The organism is Streptosporangium album (assembly GCF_014203795.1).
GTDB classification, from domain to species: Bacteria; Actinomycetota; Actinomycetes; order Streptosporangiales; family Streptosporangiaceae; genus Streptosporangium; species Streptosporangium album.
Map to the genome: position 1 here is coordinate 2243809 of NZ_JACHJU010000001.1, position 17754 is coordinate 2261562.

At 59.9% G+C, this 17754-nt stretch carries 9 protein-coding genes; 6 read left to right on the plus strand and 3 right to left on the minus strand.

Annotated features, from left to right (window positions below; all coding sequences use genetic code 11):
* The first annotated feature begins 106 nt into the window (after nt 1–106).
* Complete coding sequence (locus FHR32_RS10605) at nt 107–1078, plus strand: DNA cytosine methyltransferase (RefSeq protein WP_184754152.1); 972 nt, start codon at nt 107–109, stop codon at nt 1076–1078.
* Between the two features lie 24 nt (nt 1079–1102).
* Here the strand turns inward: FHR32_RS10605 and FHR32_RS10610 are convergent, their stop codons facing one another.
* The 3 genes from FHR32_RS10610 to FHR32_RS10620 are packed head-to-tail and all read right to left on the minus strand — an operon-like array spanning nt 1103 to nt 5048.
* A complete protein-coding gene (locus tag FHR32_RS10610) occupies nt 1103–2011 on the minus strand; it encodes a DUF6339 family protein (RefSeq protein ID WP_312882248.1) in 909 nt (302 codons plus the stop codon).
* Nucleotides 2008–2973 (minus strand): hypothetical protein, encoded by a 966-nt coding sequence (locus FHR32_RS10615; RefSeq protein ID WP_184754153.1) that lies wholly within the window; start codon nt 2971–2973, stop codon nt 2008–2010. The genes FHR32_RS10610 and FHR32_RS10615 overlap by 4 nt, the downstream gene beginning before the upstream one ends.
* The gene (locus tag FHR32_RS10620; protein WP_184754154.1) at nt 2970–5048 is read right to left on the minus strand and encodes a helix-turn-helix transcriptional regulator; all 2079 of its coding nucleotides are present in this window, start codon (nt 5046–5048) and stop codon (nt 2970–2972) included. Before FHR32_RS10620 ends, FHR32_RS10615 begins: the two co-directional genes overlap by 4 nt.
* A 768-nt stretch (nt 5049–5816) precedes the next feature.
* Between FHR32_RS10620 and FHR32_RS45860 the strand changes: the two genes are divergently transcribed.
* The 5 genes from FHR32_RS45860 to drmB all read left to right on the plus strand — a co-directional run bounded on the left by FHR32_RS45860 (nt 5817) and on the right by drmB (nt 17734).
* The gene (locus FHR32_RS45860) at nt 5817–5945 is read left to right on the plus strand and encodes a hypothetical protein (RefSeq protein ID WP_281390862.1); all 129 of its coding nucleotides are present in this window, start codon (nt 5817–5819) and stop codon (nt 5943–5945) included.
* Nucleotides 5946–6176: 231 nt separating this feature from the next.
* Entirely contained in the window at nt 6177–10832 is a 4656-nt protein-coding gene (locus FHR32_RS10625) for a DEAD/DEAH box helicase (protein WP_184754155.1), read from the plus strand.
* The gene (locus FHR32_RS46640) at nt 10829–12703 is read left to right on the plus strand and encodes a UvrD-helicase domain-containing protein (protein ID WP_221465351.1); all 1875 of its coding nucleotides are present in this window, start codon (nt 10829–10831) and stop codon (nt 12701–12703) included. The genes FHR32_RS10625 and FHR32_RS46640 overlap by 4 nt, the downstream gene beginning before the upstream one ends.
* Nucleotides 12696–15887 (plus strand): helicase-related protein, encoded by a 3192-nt coding sequence (locus tag FHR32_RS10635; RefSeq protein WP_184754157.1) that lies wholly within the window; start codon nt 12696–12698, stop codon nt 15885–15887. The genes FHR32_RS46640 and FHR32_RS10635 overlap by 8 nt, the downstream gene beginning before the upstream one ends.
* On the plus strand, nt 15887–17734 hold the full coding sequence (gene drmB, locus FHR32_RS10640; RefSeq protein ID WP_184756466.1) for an MrfA Zn-binding domain-containing protein: 1848 nt from the start codon (nt 15887–15889) through the stop codon (nt 17732–17734). Before FHR32_RS10635 ends, drmB begins: the two co-directional genes overlap by 1 nt.
* Nucleotides 17735–17754 lie beyond the last annotated feature (20 nt).

The window sequence follows — 17754 nt, forward strand, 5'->3', positions numbered from 1 at the left end:
CCGACCGAACCATACATAGAACCCGAAGAAACCGCCCATCTGTTTCACGATAGATGGCACTCGCCGTCGATGAGTCATCAAACGATGAACCGGGAGGGGTCGAAGCATGCTCAGGAGTCTTGAAATCTGTGCCGGCGCAGGTGGGCAAGCATTAGGCCTTGAACAGGCAGGTTTCGAGCCTGTTATGTCAATCGACAACGACCCGAACGCCTGTGCCACACTGCGGACCAATCGCCCGCACTGGAATGTTCAACAGCTAGACCTACATGACTTTGTCGCTGCCGACCATCCTCAAGTACTCGACGTAGATCTCATGGCATGCGGTGTTCCCTGCACACCGTTCTCGGTCGCCGGCAAGCAAAAGGGTGTCGAGGATGAGCGTGATCTTCTAGAGGTTGCGATCTGGTTAGCACACGAGGTTCAACCGAAAGCAATCCTGATTGAGAATGTCCCAGCTCTGCTCACCGGAAATAAGTTTGCCTCATCCAGAGACTTCGTCCGTGAAGAGCTCGGGCACCTCGGATACCGCCTTCATTGGGAACTTCTCAATGCTCAAGATTTCGGCGTGGCACAGCGACGCCCACACAGCATTTTAGTGGCCCTTCGCAAGGAATACTACGATCATTTTCAATGGCCATGCCCAACCGATTGGCCTTTGACGGTCGGCGAGGTCCTCCAAGCCTCGATGGCAAGCCGCGGTTGGGAAGGTGCCGGCGCTTGGGCGAAAGAGGCCAATACCATCGCGCCTACAGTTGTAGGCGGCTCAAAGAAACACGGTGGAGCTGACCTCGGCCCTTCTCGCACCAAAGCGGCTTGGGCCAAGCTTGGAGTTAATGGCAGCAGTCTCGCAGATGAGGTTCCCGGCCCCGACTTCGTTCTTGAACATGGTGTCGGCCCCCACGGCTGGCTTGGACTTCCCAAACTCACCGTGCGCCAGGTCGCCCGTCTTCAGGGCTTCCCGGATGACTGGATTTTCAGCGGTAGAAAGACCGCCTCCTACCGGCAGGTCGCCCAAACCTTTCCGCCGCCCGTTGCCGCAGCTGTAGGCGAACAGATCAAGAGGGCCCTCAGCCTATAGAATCGGTTTCCTCTCAGGGCGCTATTAGTAGTCAAAAATTGCTTCCGGAGAAGCGGTGTCTTCAATCGGCGAGGCCTGCTCACGCCCTCGAACCGGAGCATCTACGTATAGCTTTTCAAATAGCGGGATGAGAACGTCCACAGCAAAGCTTGGAACACCGCCGTCATCCGGCCCCTCAGGCAAGGAGTCGTAAGGTACGAGTGCGGTGTCTACCTCGTCGATCCATGCACGATAGGCATCTGCGTCCGGGATCTCATCTGGAGCAGGGATCTCATAGAGCAGCGTACTTCCCGCTGCGTTGACGGCTTTGGCAAGAGCGTTTACCTCTCGCCCGGTATGAACGACCTTCCGACGAAGCATATGAACGATTGCCTGAGCAGTTGGCCTGTGATGGATAATCTCTAGGCGCAGAACCGTGTTCAGCATGTCTTGGTTACTACATGCGATCTCAACTGGCCTATAGTCATCACCGTCCCTGAACAGCTCCGCCGCCCACCACAGACGTGCGAAGGCCTGAATGTGGAAGGTGCCGTGGTACCTCGCAGAGCTAACCTCAGGAATAGGCTTCTTCACCGTTGGCTGGCTCAGGTGCCGCCAAAACACATAGTCGGGCGCCAACATCAGGCACAAAAAATTCCATAATCTGGAATCAGCGGCTTCTCTGCGAGTGAGTCGTAGCACCGCATGAAGCCTCGGTGCCAACCATGCGTCAGCCTCGGGAGCTGAACCATCGAAGCGCCTCATGGCCTCGTCAAGCAGCTCTCGGATCTGCGCAGCCTCCCAGCGTGGTGTCTCATCGAGCGCCACACAGGCCTTAGCGAGTGCGGCCTGAGGAAGTTTCTCCGAGCCTGTACGCACACCCAGCGTAAGATGCTTAACGACCACCGAATCAGGAAGGAGCGCCAAACGAGTCGGAGCATTGGCGATGGTCACATTTCCTCCTTTGCGATGGTCCGCAGGGTTCGGATGAAGGTACCGAGAGATTTCGACGTGCGGGCCTGTTTGATCGCCGCGTGGAGAATCTGAGTCTGGAGTTCTCCTCCACCTTCCCCCGCACTGCGGCGCTCGAAGATCTCAGACAGTGCGTCATCTGGAGAGTGATTGGGGAAGACATCAGGAAGCATGCGTCGCAGCACGGATTCATGCCATCCGCCTGGCCACTGGGGCTGATCGTCTTCGACGTCGATCGCATAGGTCGCGGTGTTGAAGAGTGCTGTCCAACAGTCGGTGGCGATTTGCCCTGCAAGGGTGTCCTGGACTGCTCTGTCAGCTCGCGTATTCGACTCGAGGATGAACTGAAGCCCTTCAAAACCACTGTTGAGGTAGACGATCGGCTCGTCACCTGCGGCTTCTATCGCCCAGGGATCCATCCTGTACGGGTTGAGATAGGGGTTGTCGTCTGAGGCGAAGTCAGCCCACAGGGTCTTCACCGTCTTTTTCCGCGTGGGAGTGTGGACCTGGAGATCAACAGTCCAGTGACGCTCCGTCCGGGCGATCACCCTACCGGCGACTCCGTCAACGGTTGCCGTGACGAGTCCCTCGACCTCCGCTTGACCGAGATGCCAGTCACGGTGAAGCTCGATAACACCAATCCAGGAACCGTCAGGTTGTCGCTTCAAAGGGGTCACGATACGCAGGTTCGTCTTCTTCTCGGCGAGAACAGCGGCGCAAGCGACGTCGGCCCACTCATCGGGCTTCATCAACTCTTCCGGAGTTCGCATGCGAAAAACGACCCTGGCACGCTCCCAGTCATCTCGCTCGATCTGATGCAACGCGACCACGCGTTCCATGACGGAGATCATCGTGAGTGGCAGCAGCTTGCCGTCCAGCCGAGCTTCCTTGACTTCCAAGGAAATCTCACCGAACAACGTCCGGTAGGGAAACAAAGTCTTCATGAGGCGGTCTCCTTAGTGCTCATGAGATCAACCTCTGCGAGGGCCATCTGTGCGGTCACCGGATGACTTGTCACATCGCTCACCCCGGTGAAAACAGCAGTTTTGCCACCCGATGTGAATTTCAAGAGCTCTCCATCGACCAGCTCGCACCCTGACTCGGGCACGATCTCAGCCCACTGAGCCCGCGGTTTGGGGCCCGAACGCGTCAAAAAACGAAGCACGGGTACCATCACCCACGGGTCTTCACGCTCCGGCAGCCTGATCTCAACCCGCACTTGCCATGCCCCGTCTCCTCGAATGACACCTTCTACCTGCCGCACCGTGGGAAACCCCGGGATTCGCTGAATCGGGGGAGGATCGAGACTGAGAAGGTCACGGAGCGCAGCGGGACCATCGTCGCTCTTTCGCTCGGAGCTACGCACGAGTCTTCGGGCTTCTTGAAGCATCGCCGTACGGAAATCGTTGATTCGGGCGACAGCCCCTCGCGCGTAGAGGGCCGTGAGATCATCGGTCTTCTTCCAGTCGTTGTGCTCTGGAGGTTCAGCCGCACGGAGAAACGCTTCGGCAGCGTATGCATCCGACGCGCTGGAACCGGTAGCCACTCCGGCAAGGAGTACGGCCTGGAATCGAGGCGCCCCCATGGGGACATCACTGACTGTCCGCGTCATGACGGTCATACGGCTGCTCCGCATGCAAACAATCTTGTTGGGGGCGTCATCTTCTCCATCGGTCGGGGTGAGAAGGAGGATCGCGTCATGCTCAGCCGGCTGGGCTTCACCCCCTGCCGGACGCTCCCTCAGCGTGGGGAGCCCCAGCCGCACAGTGGTTTTCACCACCGCGTCGGCAGAGGTCAGTTCGTCGACCGTGCTTCCTTCATAGAAAGCGCGTAGTGCACGGGAGCGGGCGGGCTCGTACTTATCGGGGTTGACACGTTCCTCGGGCCTGATGACCTGGCCGTCGCGGAGGGCGACGACTGAGGCTTCAAGCATTGGCTTGGTTTTCTCAGCCGAGACCATCGATGCCCAGAAGCTCTCCGCAAGCCCCTTCACCAAGGCGGCATGCATCTCCTCCAGCGTTGTCGCCTCTCCTGAGCCGTCGTGAGCTCCCACGATGAGAAACGATGTTCCAGGAGCATCACTCTTTCTGGTGAGTTCCAAGGACTGAACCGTCTCTGTGTCAGCCCACCAGGAGCAGGCCGTGCCTCCTCGTTCGGCATCGGGCTCCCCCAACCAGGACGGGCCCGCATAGGCGTCATCGCCCACTTGCCTCCATGGCAGATCGAGCCTTCCAATCACACGACGGGCCGCTCGTCCTTCATGTGGTTCTGCAAGAGTGCTGTTGATCAACACAAGACCCAGCCGACTGGCGGCCCAGATGGTGGCCTTGCCCAGGCCGTACGATCCGCCGGCCGTACTTGATTTGAGGCTGTCCAACTGGCGACGGACGACCGCAGCGAAACGTCCGTCTCCGTACTCCGGGCCGTCCAAACCGTAGGCGTTGTAGTCATCGATGCGAAGCAGTAGAAGCGAACTCTTCTCGCGCAGCTCCTGGAGGCCATTGGCAATGATCCGACCAACCTTCGTGGATCGGTCCGCAGCTGCCTCGTAGTGAGCTTCGAGGTCGTTCCAATGGAGTGCATCGAGAAAGCGATACAACCGTTCACCTGAGATCTCGTGCAGGGTGTACCTGACTCTGACCTCTCTGCTTTTGTCCCACCTCTCGTCCAAACTGTTCTGTGTTGCCTCACGTGCAAGCACTCGAAGGTCCGAGTCGAAAGCGAAGGCTGCCGCGTTACCAAGCTCTCGGCCACCATCACGATGTGCGGGTCGGTGGTACCAGACAACGTTGCCTGCCGAGTCGGGAACTTCGTCCAAGGTCATGACCGAACCGGTCATCAGCCCGAGGATCTCCTCGATGGTCCTGATCTTCTCCAGCCGGGGCACTGCCCGCCCGGTAACCCATGCGGACACGGCGGCACGGGTGACATCGAGTCGCTGGGCTAGCTCCGCCTGGCTCATCCCTTGCCGCCTGAGCTGTCTCCCCAACCAGATCCCGAAGTCGTTGGAGTCATCCATGGCATCCCTCTCATCGACGGCTGGCGTGAACCCACCCCAAGAGCATCTTTGACGTCCAGGGCTATGTCAAATGTGGATTGACACCTACTATGTGGCGACTTGAGGTTGTCCATGGTTCATCTCAAGACACAGGCCCGCCTTCCTCCGCCCGTCGCATCGAACCCTCACTTTCTGTCCATTTAGCAGAAAAGGGGACACTCAACCCATATGGGCAGGTAGCGGGGAGTCAAAACACCCTAAGCCTCCTCTCTTGACGCCCAGTCCTCCCTTTGGGAAGGCGATAAGACTCCTAAAGGGGCTTTTGGAATAAAGTCTCTCATGGGAGATCCATGCCTTCATGTCTACTTTCTTCCCAAGCGCGCCCCTAGCGCCAATAGTCCTTTGTGCCCATGGCATCAATGGCTCTTGCTGTGCCAAAATGGGCACTCTGCACTGCTCGACCTACACGTTGTTTCTTAGAGAAGCGCTTCCAAAACGTAGCGTGAGAGGCGGCCGTATCCTCATGGGTCCCTAAAGCCGTGGTAGCAACAGCGATCACACGATGAGGCGAGTCCTCGTCGAGCAGTACCGCGCGCACCTGGGACTCCTCAGGGATAAGCGGGTCTAGCCCTTCCTGGGCAAATCGCGACGCCAGCCTAATGCCGCCTGGTCAGGGACGAGCTCGGGTCGCCATCGGGGATCTTATTCTGACGCGTTAGTAGCTGGAAGGGCCCAACAGTGAACGTCACGGCCAACTCTTCTTCCGACCCTTCCGAGGAGCGGGAGAGGGTGCTTGAGCTTATGTACTCCTGCCGGGGTACCAGTCGGATGCTGCGTCTCTCCGTCAAGGAGGGCATCCTCAACATGTTCAAGATCTCCTTCAAGAAGTACGATTCCGCAAAGCACAGGCTGGAATGACCTAGCCTCAACACCCCAGAAGTAAATCTTCACCATCTGCGGTACGCCAGGCTGCGAAGATTAAGGTAACGGTCACCCCGGTCGCAGTCCGTGGCACGCCGCCAAGCCTGTCTTTTGTCAGAGTCAGTACACCCATGCAGAGAATTCCGTGTTCTCTGCCGGCCGACCTGAAGCCCAGCCGGCAGAGAACACGGCCCCCGCATTTAAGATCCCCCAGGAGTTGATCGTCCCGTGGCCGGCAGCATCGACGAGTCCCCCGTTGTTCAGATCGTGGTCGAGCAATCCCGCAGAGTTCTGAAAACATACGAGGTCGACCCCGGCCTTATCCAAGAGCACGCGAACAGTGAGCGCAGAATCACCCAGGGTGGTTATGGCGAGCGTCAGGTGTACGAGCTTGTCCAGAACGGCGCCGACGAGATGCGAGACGACCGCGGAGGAGAGGTACGCGTCGTTCTGACTTCAACGCATCTGTACTGCGCAAACGAGGGAAACCCTGTAACTGCCGCAGGTGCCGACACGATTCTTCGGATGAGTGTCTCGCGCAAACGCGGTGGTCAGATCGGCCGGTTCGGTGTTGGCTTCAAGTCGGTTCTCAGCATCTCCGACGCTCCCGAGGTGTTCAGCAGGGCCGATGAGATCGAGTTCGGCTTCGGCTTCGACCGGACATGGTCCGCCGGGCGCATCAAGGCAGTTCACCCCGATGCCGAGGAGACGCCCGTGCTCCGTATGGCACAGGTGCTGGATCCCGCCAAGGCCCGAGCCTCAGATCCGGTGTTGAACGACCTGATGGGGTGGGCGACGACAGTCGTACGACTTCCGCTCAGGCCGGAGAGCGTGAGAAGACTCGGCAATGACCTTGCTGAGTTCCCCGTCGAATTCCCCCTGTTCTCAGCCCACGTCGGAGCCGTGACCCTGGAGGACTGGCGTAGCGGACGCCCCGTACGACGACAGATCTTCCAGGGGATCGACGGAGCTCGACGCACGCTGCAGGAGGTGCGCGCCAACGATGAAAGCGTCGAGTACAAGTGGCGGGTCTTCACCCGAACTCATCGGCCAAGTACCTCCGCGCTCCAGGCCGCCGGCGAACTCCATGACCGTCCAGAGATCGACATCTCGTGGGCCGTTCCCGACCGGGCTCGCGATCGCGGTATTTTCTGGGCCTACTTTCCCACCAACTACGCCACCACTCTGCGCGGCATTCTGAACGCGCCATGGAAGACTTCAGAAGATCGACAGAACCTCTTCGACAAGAACGGGTTCAACGACGAGCTCATTCAGGTCGCGGCAGAACTGGTTGTGGACTCCCTTCCCGAGTTGACGGTCGACGAGGATCCTGCCACTTATATCGATCTTCTTCCCGGACGTGGCCGTGAAGCACCGCAATGGGCAGACAAGAGCTTGACCGACGCCATCTGGGCTGCGACTGCGCAGAAACCCTCTCTTCCCGACCAGACCGGTCGTCTCCGTACCCCCGACAGCTTGCGGCTTCACCCGCCGGGCCTGGATGAGCGTTGGCGCACGATGTGGCAGAGCTACAGCGGACGCCCCACCGACTGGTGCCACGACTCCGTGGAGAAGCGCGACCGCAGGGCGCGCGCGGAGAGAATTCTCAGTGAAGCAGGCGGGCGGACGGCATCGACGATCCAGGACTGGCTGGAGGCCCTTGTCTCCGACAAAACTCCAGAGGCATCTGCACTGGCCGTCCGTATCGTGGCAGAAATGCAGCAGAGGAGGCATCTATTGGCCGACCAGGCGCTGAAGGCCAGGATTCTCCTTACCGAGGACGATGGTCTGGTACCGCCGACGCGCGGTAAGGTGTTCCGCCGGAGTGGAGTCGACGAGCTGCACGACACGATGATGTACACCCACACAGATCTTCTGACGGACCCAGAAGTCGTCTCCGCACTGGAGACCCTGGGTATCCAGGAGGCGGACGCCTCGGGCCGGTTCGCAGCCATCGTCGACCAGGGTTTCTTCGGTTACAGCGATACCCAGTGGACCGCCTTCTGGCAGCTCGCTCGGCAGGCTGGCCCCGTCAAAGCTCTCTCCGCACTCGAACGGAACAGCAGTGAGCTAGCCGTCAAGGTTCGTGTCCTGTCAGGGGGTTTTAAGCTGGCAACGCGCTGTCTGCTCCCCGGTCCCGTAGTGCCGTCGGACGGATCACGCGACAAGCACATCACGGTAGACCTACGTTTCCATGGCGACGACCTTCCTCTTCTTCAAGGAATCGGTGTTGCCGATCGGCCCGTTCCTGAACAGGATCCCCGTAAGGAGCCGTGGTTCACCGCCTATGTCGAGGCTGCTTGGCAGACCTATTGCGATACTCTCCCTTCTACAGCGCCCACCCCGCAGCTGAAGAGTATGAAAATAGAGGGAGCCAATCCCTCTGGCCCACTGCATTTTCTGATGGAGCTGTCCGAAGAGGGGCGAGCCGCCTTCCTTGGCTGCCTCCCTGAGCGGAGCCTTGTCACAGGCTGGACTGTGCGGCACGGTAGCCAGTCCGGTACCCGAACCAACATCCCCTCACCACTGCTGTGGATGGCCCAGAAATATGGTTACCTCTCCACTTCCCAGGGCCTGTCGGCTGTCGACGCGTGTGTCGGCCCACACCTGGCCGCGCATAGCGATGTTCTGCCCGTCGCCCAGGTTCCCAACATGGTGGCGACCGCACTGAAGTTGGCATCAGAACTACGTAACGTCCCGCAGCGAATCTGGGACGCCGTCATCTTCCAAGCAGCTAAGAGCACCGATGACGACTTCGCTGGCAAGGCGTACGCACTGCTCTTTAAAGCTGAGGCCAAGTGGCCGGAGAATGGCAGAACACGTTGTCGCATCGGCGACAAGTGGTCAACCGAGCACCCCGATAGCGAGATCGCCGTCACCGCGGTCCGCGACGAGTACGACGCACTCGTTCGCGAGAGCATCCCTGCTCTGCTCGCGCCCTCGTCTGAGGCGGCGGAAGCGATGATCGAAACATGGGGCATGCTGCCCGTCTCCGCAGTGATTGAAAAGGAGATTCGTTACGTATCCCAGTCCGAACCGACTCTCCTGATCGACGAGTTCCCTCACCTGAAGATCAGCCATCGAAGCCAGGTCACCGGCTGGTCCCTGGTGCGCTGCAGCGAGCTGGGGGAGATCATCCGGACTCCAAACGGAATGCGGTCGAACACACTCAGCGAGGCGGCGTCCGAGCGCAACGTGTTGGTTTTTCAGCCCGAGGATGATCTGGCGATCCTCAAGGCGATCGATCGGGTGCTGCGACTCGGACTCGGAGACGTGGGTTGCCGATCGATTCTCAAGCGGCGAGAGCAGCAACGCGATAACGAGCGTGTTCAGCAAGCTCGTGAGGCTACCGAGGTAACGGACAAGATCCTTATTCTTATCGGAGAAGAGGCGCTGAGACGAGGTCTCCCAGAAGGATTGTTGGAAAGCGACCAGGCCGAAACCGGCCGAGTTTCCGATGCTCAACGCGTTGCGAAACTCGCGATCAACACCCACGGAGAAGCCATCCTCCGCCACCACGGCAAGGACCTGGCGGCACGACTTCCCGAAGCGCCGACCTCCTTCAAGGGAGACGGCACGGCACGCCGATTCGTCGGCAACCTCGGATTGCCGGAAAGCTACGCCGGGACGAAGAGTGTCACCATGCCGGCGGAGGAGCTCATTGAGGGCCCCAACGACTTCCCTGACCTACATGACTACCAGAAGCAGTTGGCCAGCAACATGTTCCGACTGCTCGACCGCGCACGCCCTGGACGCGCCATGTTGACGTTGCCGACCGGTGCGGGCAAGACACGCGTTGCGGTGGAGGCGGTGATTCGCGCCATTAAGGCACACAGCGTGACGGGACCGGTGCTGTGGATCGCCCAGTCCCGGGAACTGTGCGAGCAGGCCGTACAGAGCTGGAAATTCGTCTGGTCCAAGGTCGGTCCGCAGAAAGAACAGCTGACGATCAGCCGGCTGTGGGATGGAAACTCAGCAGCCGCGGTGACCTCCAACGCTCATCTGGTAGTCGCCATCGACGACTCGCTGAAGAACCGCCTGGACGAGGAGGAGTACGACTGGCTCAGGCAGGCGGCAGTAGTCATTGTGGACGAGGCGCACGCCGCGCTTGCCCCGACCTACACCGAGATCTTCCGACGGCTCGGTCTCACCTACGCCAAGACTGAGCGTCCCCTCATCGGTCTCACCGCGACGCCCTTCCGGGGCATGAACGAAGAGCAGACCCGTCTTCTCGTCGATCGATTCGGTTCAACGCGTCTGGACGAGGGGGTGTTCGACGGTGATCCTTACAGCATCCTGCAGGACGAGGGAGTGCTCGCACAGGTGGAGCATCGACCACTGAGTGGCGCGACCATCAGCCTCACCGAGGACGAGCTCAGGAGGGCGATTGACTTCCGCGGGCTTCCAACCAGTGCAGAGGAGCGACTGGCCTCCGACCATGAGCGCAACAACATGCTGATCAAGGAGATCGCTGCCCTGCCGGACGATTGGCCGGTGCTGGTGTTCGCGGCTTCGGTCAACCATGCCAGGCTGCTGGTGGCCAGACTCAACGACCGCAATATCTCTTCTCGGGTCGTCGAATCCGCAACACCAGCCTCGGAACGAGCCCGCGTGATCGATGACTTCCGTAACCGAAAGATCCGCGTCATCGCCAACTACGGCGTGCTGGCCCAAGGCTTCGACGCACCGGCGACACGAGCCGTCGTGGTGGCCCGTCCCACCTACAGTCCCAATGTCTATCAGCAGATGATCGGCCGCGGCCTGCGAGGTCCGAAGAACGGCGGTAACGAGATCTGTCTCATCTTGGATGTCCGTGACAACATCACCAACTTCGGCGCGGAACTCGCATTCACTCGATTCGAACACCTGTGGAGCAAGAAGTGACCGGGCCCTACGCGGGCGATCCAGAGCTCACTCCAGAACAGGAGGAGGTGATCCAGCAGCCCGCAGAAGCGATGACGCTGGTCACCGCTGGGGCAGGCTCAGGAAAAACACACACCTTGGTGCGCCGGCTGCATCGGTTGGTCCAGGAGGAAGGGCTGAGGGCTCGGGAAATCTTAGTGCTCAGCTTCTCCCGAGCCAGCGTGCGAGAGCTCCGCAGCAGACTCGCCCGCGACGGTGCGGCTGCCCAATACGTGCGAACCCAGACCTTCGATTCGTGGGCGTTGGAGTTGCTGTCGGAGATCGATTCGCATATCGACTGGCGGTCACAGAACTTCGAGGAGCGAATCCGTGCAACGACCAGAGCGATCGACGCAGGCGACGCCGATGGTCGCTATGAGGAAGCCCTCCGTCACGTCGTCATCGACGAGGTCCAAGACCTGGTGGGTGAACGCCGGGAGATGGTCGAAGCGCTGCTCGGTCGCTACGACTGTGGGTTCACCGTCGTCGGAGACTCCGCGCAGGCCATCTACGGCTTCCAAAGCCAGGATCCCGCCGAACGTCCCGGCGAATTCTTTATCTGGCTGCGTAACACCTTCGGGGAAGATCTTGTAGAGCTCCACCTCACCAGGAACTTCCGTGCCCGGACTGAAGAGGCTCGGCTTGCGCTAGCTCTCGGATCCAAACTCCAGCTCACCGATCGAGTCACCGCCCCCGGTCCTCACCTGTACAACCGGCTGCGTACGGCGTTGGGAGGCACCCTGGAGTTCGGCTCACTAGACGATCAGTTCGTCTGCGACTCGCTCCGGAAGTACGACGGGACGAGCGCGATCCTCTGCCGTACCAATAGCCAAGCCCTCCTGACCTCCGAACTGCTACACAAAGGCGGGGTTGCCCATCGGCTGCAACGAGCCGCACAGGATCGCGCCGTTCCGGCATGGATGGCAGCTCTCTTCCGTTCGGTCGATGCGTCCCAGCTGACGCGATCCCAGTTCGACGAGGTGTTTCCGGCGGTCCCATCAGTCGGTGATTTGGACCGCGATACGACATGGGATCTCCTGATCCGCCACTCGTCTCCACGGGGAAGACGCACTGTTGATCTTGTAGGGCTTCGCTCGGCGCTGGTCTCCGGACGGATCCCCGACGAGCTCACCGCGCAACCACCTTCTGCTCTCCTCGTATCGTCCTTCCATCGAGCCAAGGGCTTGGAGTTCGATCGCGTTCTGGTTACCGACCCCGGCCCATTGCAGGACGGTCGGGGCACTGATCCCGACGAAGAGGCCCGCATGCTTTACGTGGCGATGACTCGCCCCCGTGACGACCTGTGGCATCTAGCAGCTCCGGACACCCGATTTATCCGTAAAGACGATAGAACCAACCGTTGGGGCCGCTATCACTGGCAGCGGTCATGGCGCCTCGGACTGGAACTGACCAGTGGAGACGTCCATAGTGACCAACCGGCAGGAGCCTACGGCTTTGCCGGCGACCCGACAGAGTTGCAGCAGTACCTGGAAACAGCGGTGCTCACAGGGGATGAACTCGTATTGGAGCGCGTCAACGATGAAACCGACGACCAAGGTCACAGCCCGCCATACCTGATCCGCCATAGTGATCGCTTAATCGGAGCGGTCTCTGATCCATTCCGTAGCACCTTGTATCGCTATATGCAGCTCGGCAGAGGGTCTAATCCCCGAAGCTGGCCGGCTCTCATCACCGGGGCCCGAGTGGACGCCATCGAAACAGTTGTGGGGAGCCCGCTTTCTGGAGCGTCCTCCGGACTGGGACCCCACGGCATATGGCTGGCTCCTCGGCTCACCGGACTTACCTGGTTTTCGTACGAGAAGAAGAGCCGCGAGGAATCCGTAGATGTCTGAGCTGACCGATCACTACCGGTTCAGGCGAGAGCTGGTTGAAAAACTCCAGAGGGATCTGCTGGGACCGGTCGGCGGATCGAACGAGCAGCTGAACGACCTGCCTGGCAACGCCTATATCTCGGGCGTGCTCTTTCCTCTGCGTCCCGAGGACGAACGCGTCCGCGAGGTTGGAGAGAACGACGTAGATCTCGCGGCGTCCGGTCTGGCGGTGGACGAGGTCCCGGACTCCGGTGTGGCCATGGCCAATGTTCAGTTGCCCTCTTCGATGGGTCTGACCTTCGCCGTCGATCCGCTTCTGTCTCCCGTAGTGACTGTCGATGTCGATGCCGCGACGTATGAGCCCGTGGATGAAGTGGGAAATCGTATCGCCGCCGCTAGAGCCGAGCGCGGCACGACCCGTGAGGAAACCACCTTCTGGCGACGCAGACCACTCACTCTCGCACCGGTGCCGGTGAACGTCACCGCACAAGGACAGTCGACGGTTACGCTTGCGCACGGCCTCCAGCTTCGGCTGCGTGTTCGCCGTCCGGTCCAGGGCGCGGTGGCAGTAACCGTGACGCTCGTCAACTCCCATCGGATCGACCGTTCCACCCTCCGTGACGCCTACTGCTTCTTCCAGCCCGCACTTCGTGTTTCTTGCGTAGGCGGTGTCGCCGGGCTCGTTGAGCGCCCCTCTGTTCGCGGCAGTGATGACCCCGAACTCCTGACAAGCAGACTCTTACACCGCTACGCGCCGGCTTTCGCGACGGGCCATGGCTGCTCCGCTGACTGGGAGTGGCAACCGCCTCCGCCACATGGCCTCAAAGAGCTTGTATCGGCCAGAACCGATGCCGTGTGGACAGCGTTTGTTCCCGTTCGTGATGTTTTACTCACTGACTCCAACCCGGACATCCCCATGTTCCGCATGTGGGATCTGGCCAAATCTCCTAGGGATCGCCTGGTTGCCGACCTCCGTCGACTCATCGATGGCTATACGGCCTGGATCTCCGATCGAGCAGCAGAGGCCAAGGCACTACACGACACCGAATACGGCGTAGTCGCCCGTGAACAGATCGAGCGATGCCGCAGGGCCTGCAGACGGATGGCCAACGGAATCACCCTGCTCGAAAAAGACGATCGGGCGCTGAAGGCATTTCAACTCGCCAATGAGGCCATGGCCGTACAACGCGCACGAACTTCTTGGATAAAAGAGGGGCGTTCCGGAGCGATAGAGCCAGAGAAGGGACGATGGCGGCCGTTCCAGATTGGTTTCCTCCTGCTGTGTCTTGACGGAATCACCGATCCAGACCACGACGACCGCGACATAGCGGACCTGCTCTGGTTCCCCACCGGTGGTGGTAAGACCGAGGCCTACCTGGGACTAATCGCTTACACTGTCTTCCTGCGACGACTTCGTGACGGCACCGCCGGCGGTGGGGTCACCGCACTGATGCGCTACACCTTGCGCCTACTCACCCTGCAGCAGTTCGAACGTGCCGCCGCCCTGATCTGCGCTATGGAGATCATGCGCATCAACGCCCCTTGGGTCCTCGGCGACGAAACAATCTCGGTCGGAATGTGGGTTGGCCAGGCTGCGACACCCAACACCCTCTCGGAGGCTCGCGACAGCATCCGAGAGTTGCGCAATCACAAGGTTCTCCAGACCCGTAACCCTGTCCAGTTGACCGTTTGTCCTTGGTGCGGCAGCGGGATGAACGCTTGGCACTACGAAGTGGATCTGGCCCGGGGCCAGATGTGGGTCAGATGCTCGGACGACGACTGTTCCTTCCGTAACGGACTACCGGTTCACGTGGTCGACGAGGCCATCTATGCTGCCCGGCCGACCCTGCTCATCGCGACTGCCGACAAGTTCGCACAGATCGCCTGGCGCGAGGAGGTGGCCACACTCTTCAATCGTGACGGTCGAGACGCCGCCCGCCCTCCCGAGTTGATCATCCAGGACGAGCTTCACTTGATTGCCGGACCATTGGGCACCCTTGCCGGCTTGTACGAGACGGCAATCGACATAGCGGCGAAAAAGCCTAAGGTGATCGCTTCGACAGCCACGATTCGGCGATCAGACGAACAAGGTAGAGCCCTGTTCGATCGGGAGGTTTGTCAGTTCCCTCCCTCCGGGCTCGACGCACGAGACTCATGGTTTTCGGTCGAGACACCCCGAAAAGCAAAAGCGTCCAGGTTGTACGTTGGGCTACTCACTTCAAGTACGAGTCAGGCCACACTGCTGATCCGGGCCTACGCCGCTCTGCTCCATCATGCGCAGGTCCTGGAGGGAGAGGACGCGGTACGTGATACGTACTGGACGCTGGTGGGCTACTTCAACAGCCTTCGACTGTTGGCCGCAGCCGAACTACAGGTCAACGACGACGTCCACGCCCAGCTCAAGGTGCTGGCGGAGCGCATAGGAATCCCACCGCGGCCAGCCGATCAGCCGACCGAACTGACCAGTCGAGTGAGTTCCAGCGAGATTCCCACACGTCTCAACGACCTCAAACGTGCGCTGCCCGACAGGAACACGCTGGATACCGTCCTCGCCACCAACATGATCTCCGTCGGCGTCGATGTCGACCGACTCGGTCTGATGGCTGTCATGGGACAACCTCAGACCACCGCCGAGTACATTCAGGCAACCAGCCGTGTCGGTCGTGTATATCCCGGGCTGGTGGTCGCTCTGTACAACTCCGCCCGGTCGCGCGACCGGTCCCACTACGAGAATTTCAGCTTTTACCACTCTGCCCTCTACCGCCAGGTGGAGTCGACCAGCGTGACCCCGTTCTCAGCTCGCGCTCGCGACCGTGCGTTGCACGTCGTTCTCGTGGGGCTTGCTCGGCTCTCTCTACCCCAAGCTCGATCCAACGGGGCGGCGGCCTCCGTCGAACTCTTCGTCGAACAGCTCGCCGATCTGTCCGAGGCCATCCTCGCCCGCGTCGAGAGAGTCGACCCCGAGGAGTATGGCGCCACCGTTGTCGAGCTGAAGAACATCATCGAACAGTGGCGTCGCCTCGCGGCCGGCAATCCACAGCTGACGTACGAGGCGCCACCGCGACACCCGTACGGACCGGCACGACGAGCCGATGCGGCACTCTTACGAGCCTTCGGTAATGCTGAAGATCTCACCATGGCGTACCGCACCCTATGGAGCCTGCGCGATGTCGATGTCGAATCACAGCTTTACTTGGAGAAATGATGGCACTGCGAGATAAAAGCAAAAAACAAGAACCAAAAAATCACTCAGATAATCCAGAGTCATCCACTCCTATCGGCGCCGTACGGCGGGCACAGCTGCTTACCACATATGGCGTTGGCGCGATGGTCGCCTTCGAGGATCAGTCTTTTATCGTAAGTGGCCTGGACAGCTGGAACGTAGTCGGTCGACCCGATATTCAGGACACACGCCTACGGCGCTATTTGAAGGTCAAGGGATTCCGTCTCCCACCGGCATCCGATCCACCTTCTGGAGACGGTGTTCGGATGCGACGTTTCCCGCACATGTACTCATGTATCGGATGCGAGCACAATCTAAAATCGTTCGAGGATTTCAACCCCCCTCCAGGCAAAAGTGAATGCGCTGCCTGCGGAAAGCCATTGACGCCGTCGAGATTTGTCGTTGCCTGCGAATATGGACATCTCGATGACTTTCCCTACCACGAGTGGGTACACAACGACGAAAACGGGCAAACGGTTCCACCGGGCCCCGATCATAGGCTCAGTCTGCACACGACAGGCCGGACCACTGCTCTGCGTTCCATTGTCATCAAGTGCTCCTGCCGCACGTCAGCCTCAATGGAAGGCGCCTTTGGCCGTTTTGCCATGAGGAACATCAAGGTGAGTTGCGGAGGTGGCCGCCCTTGGCTGGGCAAGCAGGCCACCCACGAAAGATGCTCGCTGTCTCCTCGCACCCTCCAACGTGGTTCCTCCGCCGCATGGTTCCCTCTTGTGCGATCCGCACTCTCTATTCCCCCGTGGAATGGAGGAATCCATATACTCATAAACGACCGATATGACGTGCTACAGTATCTCGACGATGAAACTATTGCATCGGTCGCAGAACAGAATGGAATGCTTTATAATACCGGATACTCCACCGAAGATCTGGTAATTGCGGTTCGGCAACGCAAAAAGATTGAAAGCGAACAAGTCGAGGACGAGGACGGCCAGTTCGAGTCAGCTGGCGAGCTGCGTCGCGAGGAGTACGAGAAACTTATCCAGACGACTTATGAAGGCCCCGAAAGCCGAGACTTTGAGTGTGTTCGGCCATCCGGAGACTCGTCTTCACTGCGCACTATGGGCATCGCGCAGAACATGCTCGTCAAGCGGCTGCGCGAGGTTCGCGCCCTGAAATCATTCGTGCGAGTGGAAGCTCCCGGCCTCTCCGATCCGGACAATCGCAAGGCCTCCCTCTCCTTGGGCAAGGTCGACTGGCTTCCCGCGATCGAAGTGATCGGCGAGGGGGTCTTCCTGCGACTCAATGAAGATCGTTTGATGAGATGGGAGAGCCTCAGCAACCCCACTGACCGGGCAAGGGTACTGCATCACAACCATACGATTCATCTGCGCCAGAGAACAGCATTGTTGAAAAAGTCACCGCCTCCCGAGTCCCCGTTGACCTCCCGATTTATTCTCTTGCACACACTCGCACATGCTCTGATCAACGAATGGAGCCTTGATGCGGGATATCCAGCCGCTGCCCTACGCGAACGCCTGTATGTCTCAGACAAGATGGCAGGAGTGTTGATCTACACCGCCACCAGTGATTCCGCCGGCAGCCTAGGTGGCCTGGTCGTTCAGGGAGAGCCTCACCGCCTGAAATCCTCCCTGGAGTCAGCGCTGGAACGCATCTCTTGGTGCTCAGCCGATCCTCTATGCATGGAGGCGGCGGCAGGTGGCGCCGACAGCCTCAACTTAGCAGCCTGCCATGCTTGTGTTCTAATCCCCGAAACCAGCTGCGAGACAAACAACGCCTTCCTCGACCGCGCCTTGCTCATCGGTACACCCGACGATCCCAAAACGGGATACTTCCATGATCGGGAATGATACAAAGCCGTAGAGAGCCT

What these genes read in the sequence shown, in the direction of transcription:
- FHR32_RS10605 (WP_184754152.1), top strand. Translation starts at nt 107, where the DNA reads ATGCTCAGGAGTCTTGAAATCTGTGCCGGCGCAGGTGGGCAAGCATTA.
- FHR32_RS10615 (WP_184754153.1), bottom strand. Translation starts at nt 2,973, where the DNA reads ATGAAGACTTTGTTTCCCTACCGGACGTTGTTCGGTGAGATTTCCTTG.
- FHR32_RS10620 (WP_184754154.1), bottom strand. Translation starts at nt 5,048, where the DNA reads ATGGATGACTCCAACGACTTCGGGATCTGGTTGGGGAGACAGCTCAGG.
- FHR32_RS10635 (WP_184754157.1), top strand. Translation starts at nt 12,696, where the DNA reads ATGTCTGAGCTGACCGATCACTACCGGTTCAGGCGAGAGCTGGTTGAA.
- drmB (WP_184756466.1), top strand. Translation starts at nt 15,887, where the DNA reads ATGGCACTGCGAGATAAAAGCAAAAAACAAGAACCAAAAAATCACTCA.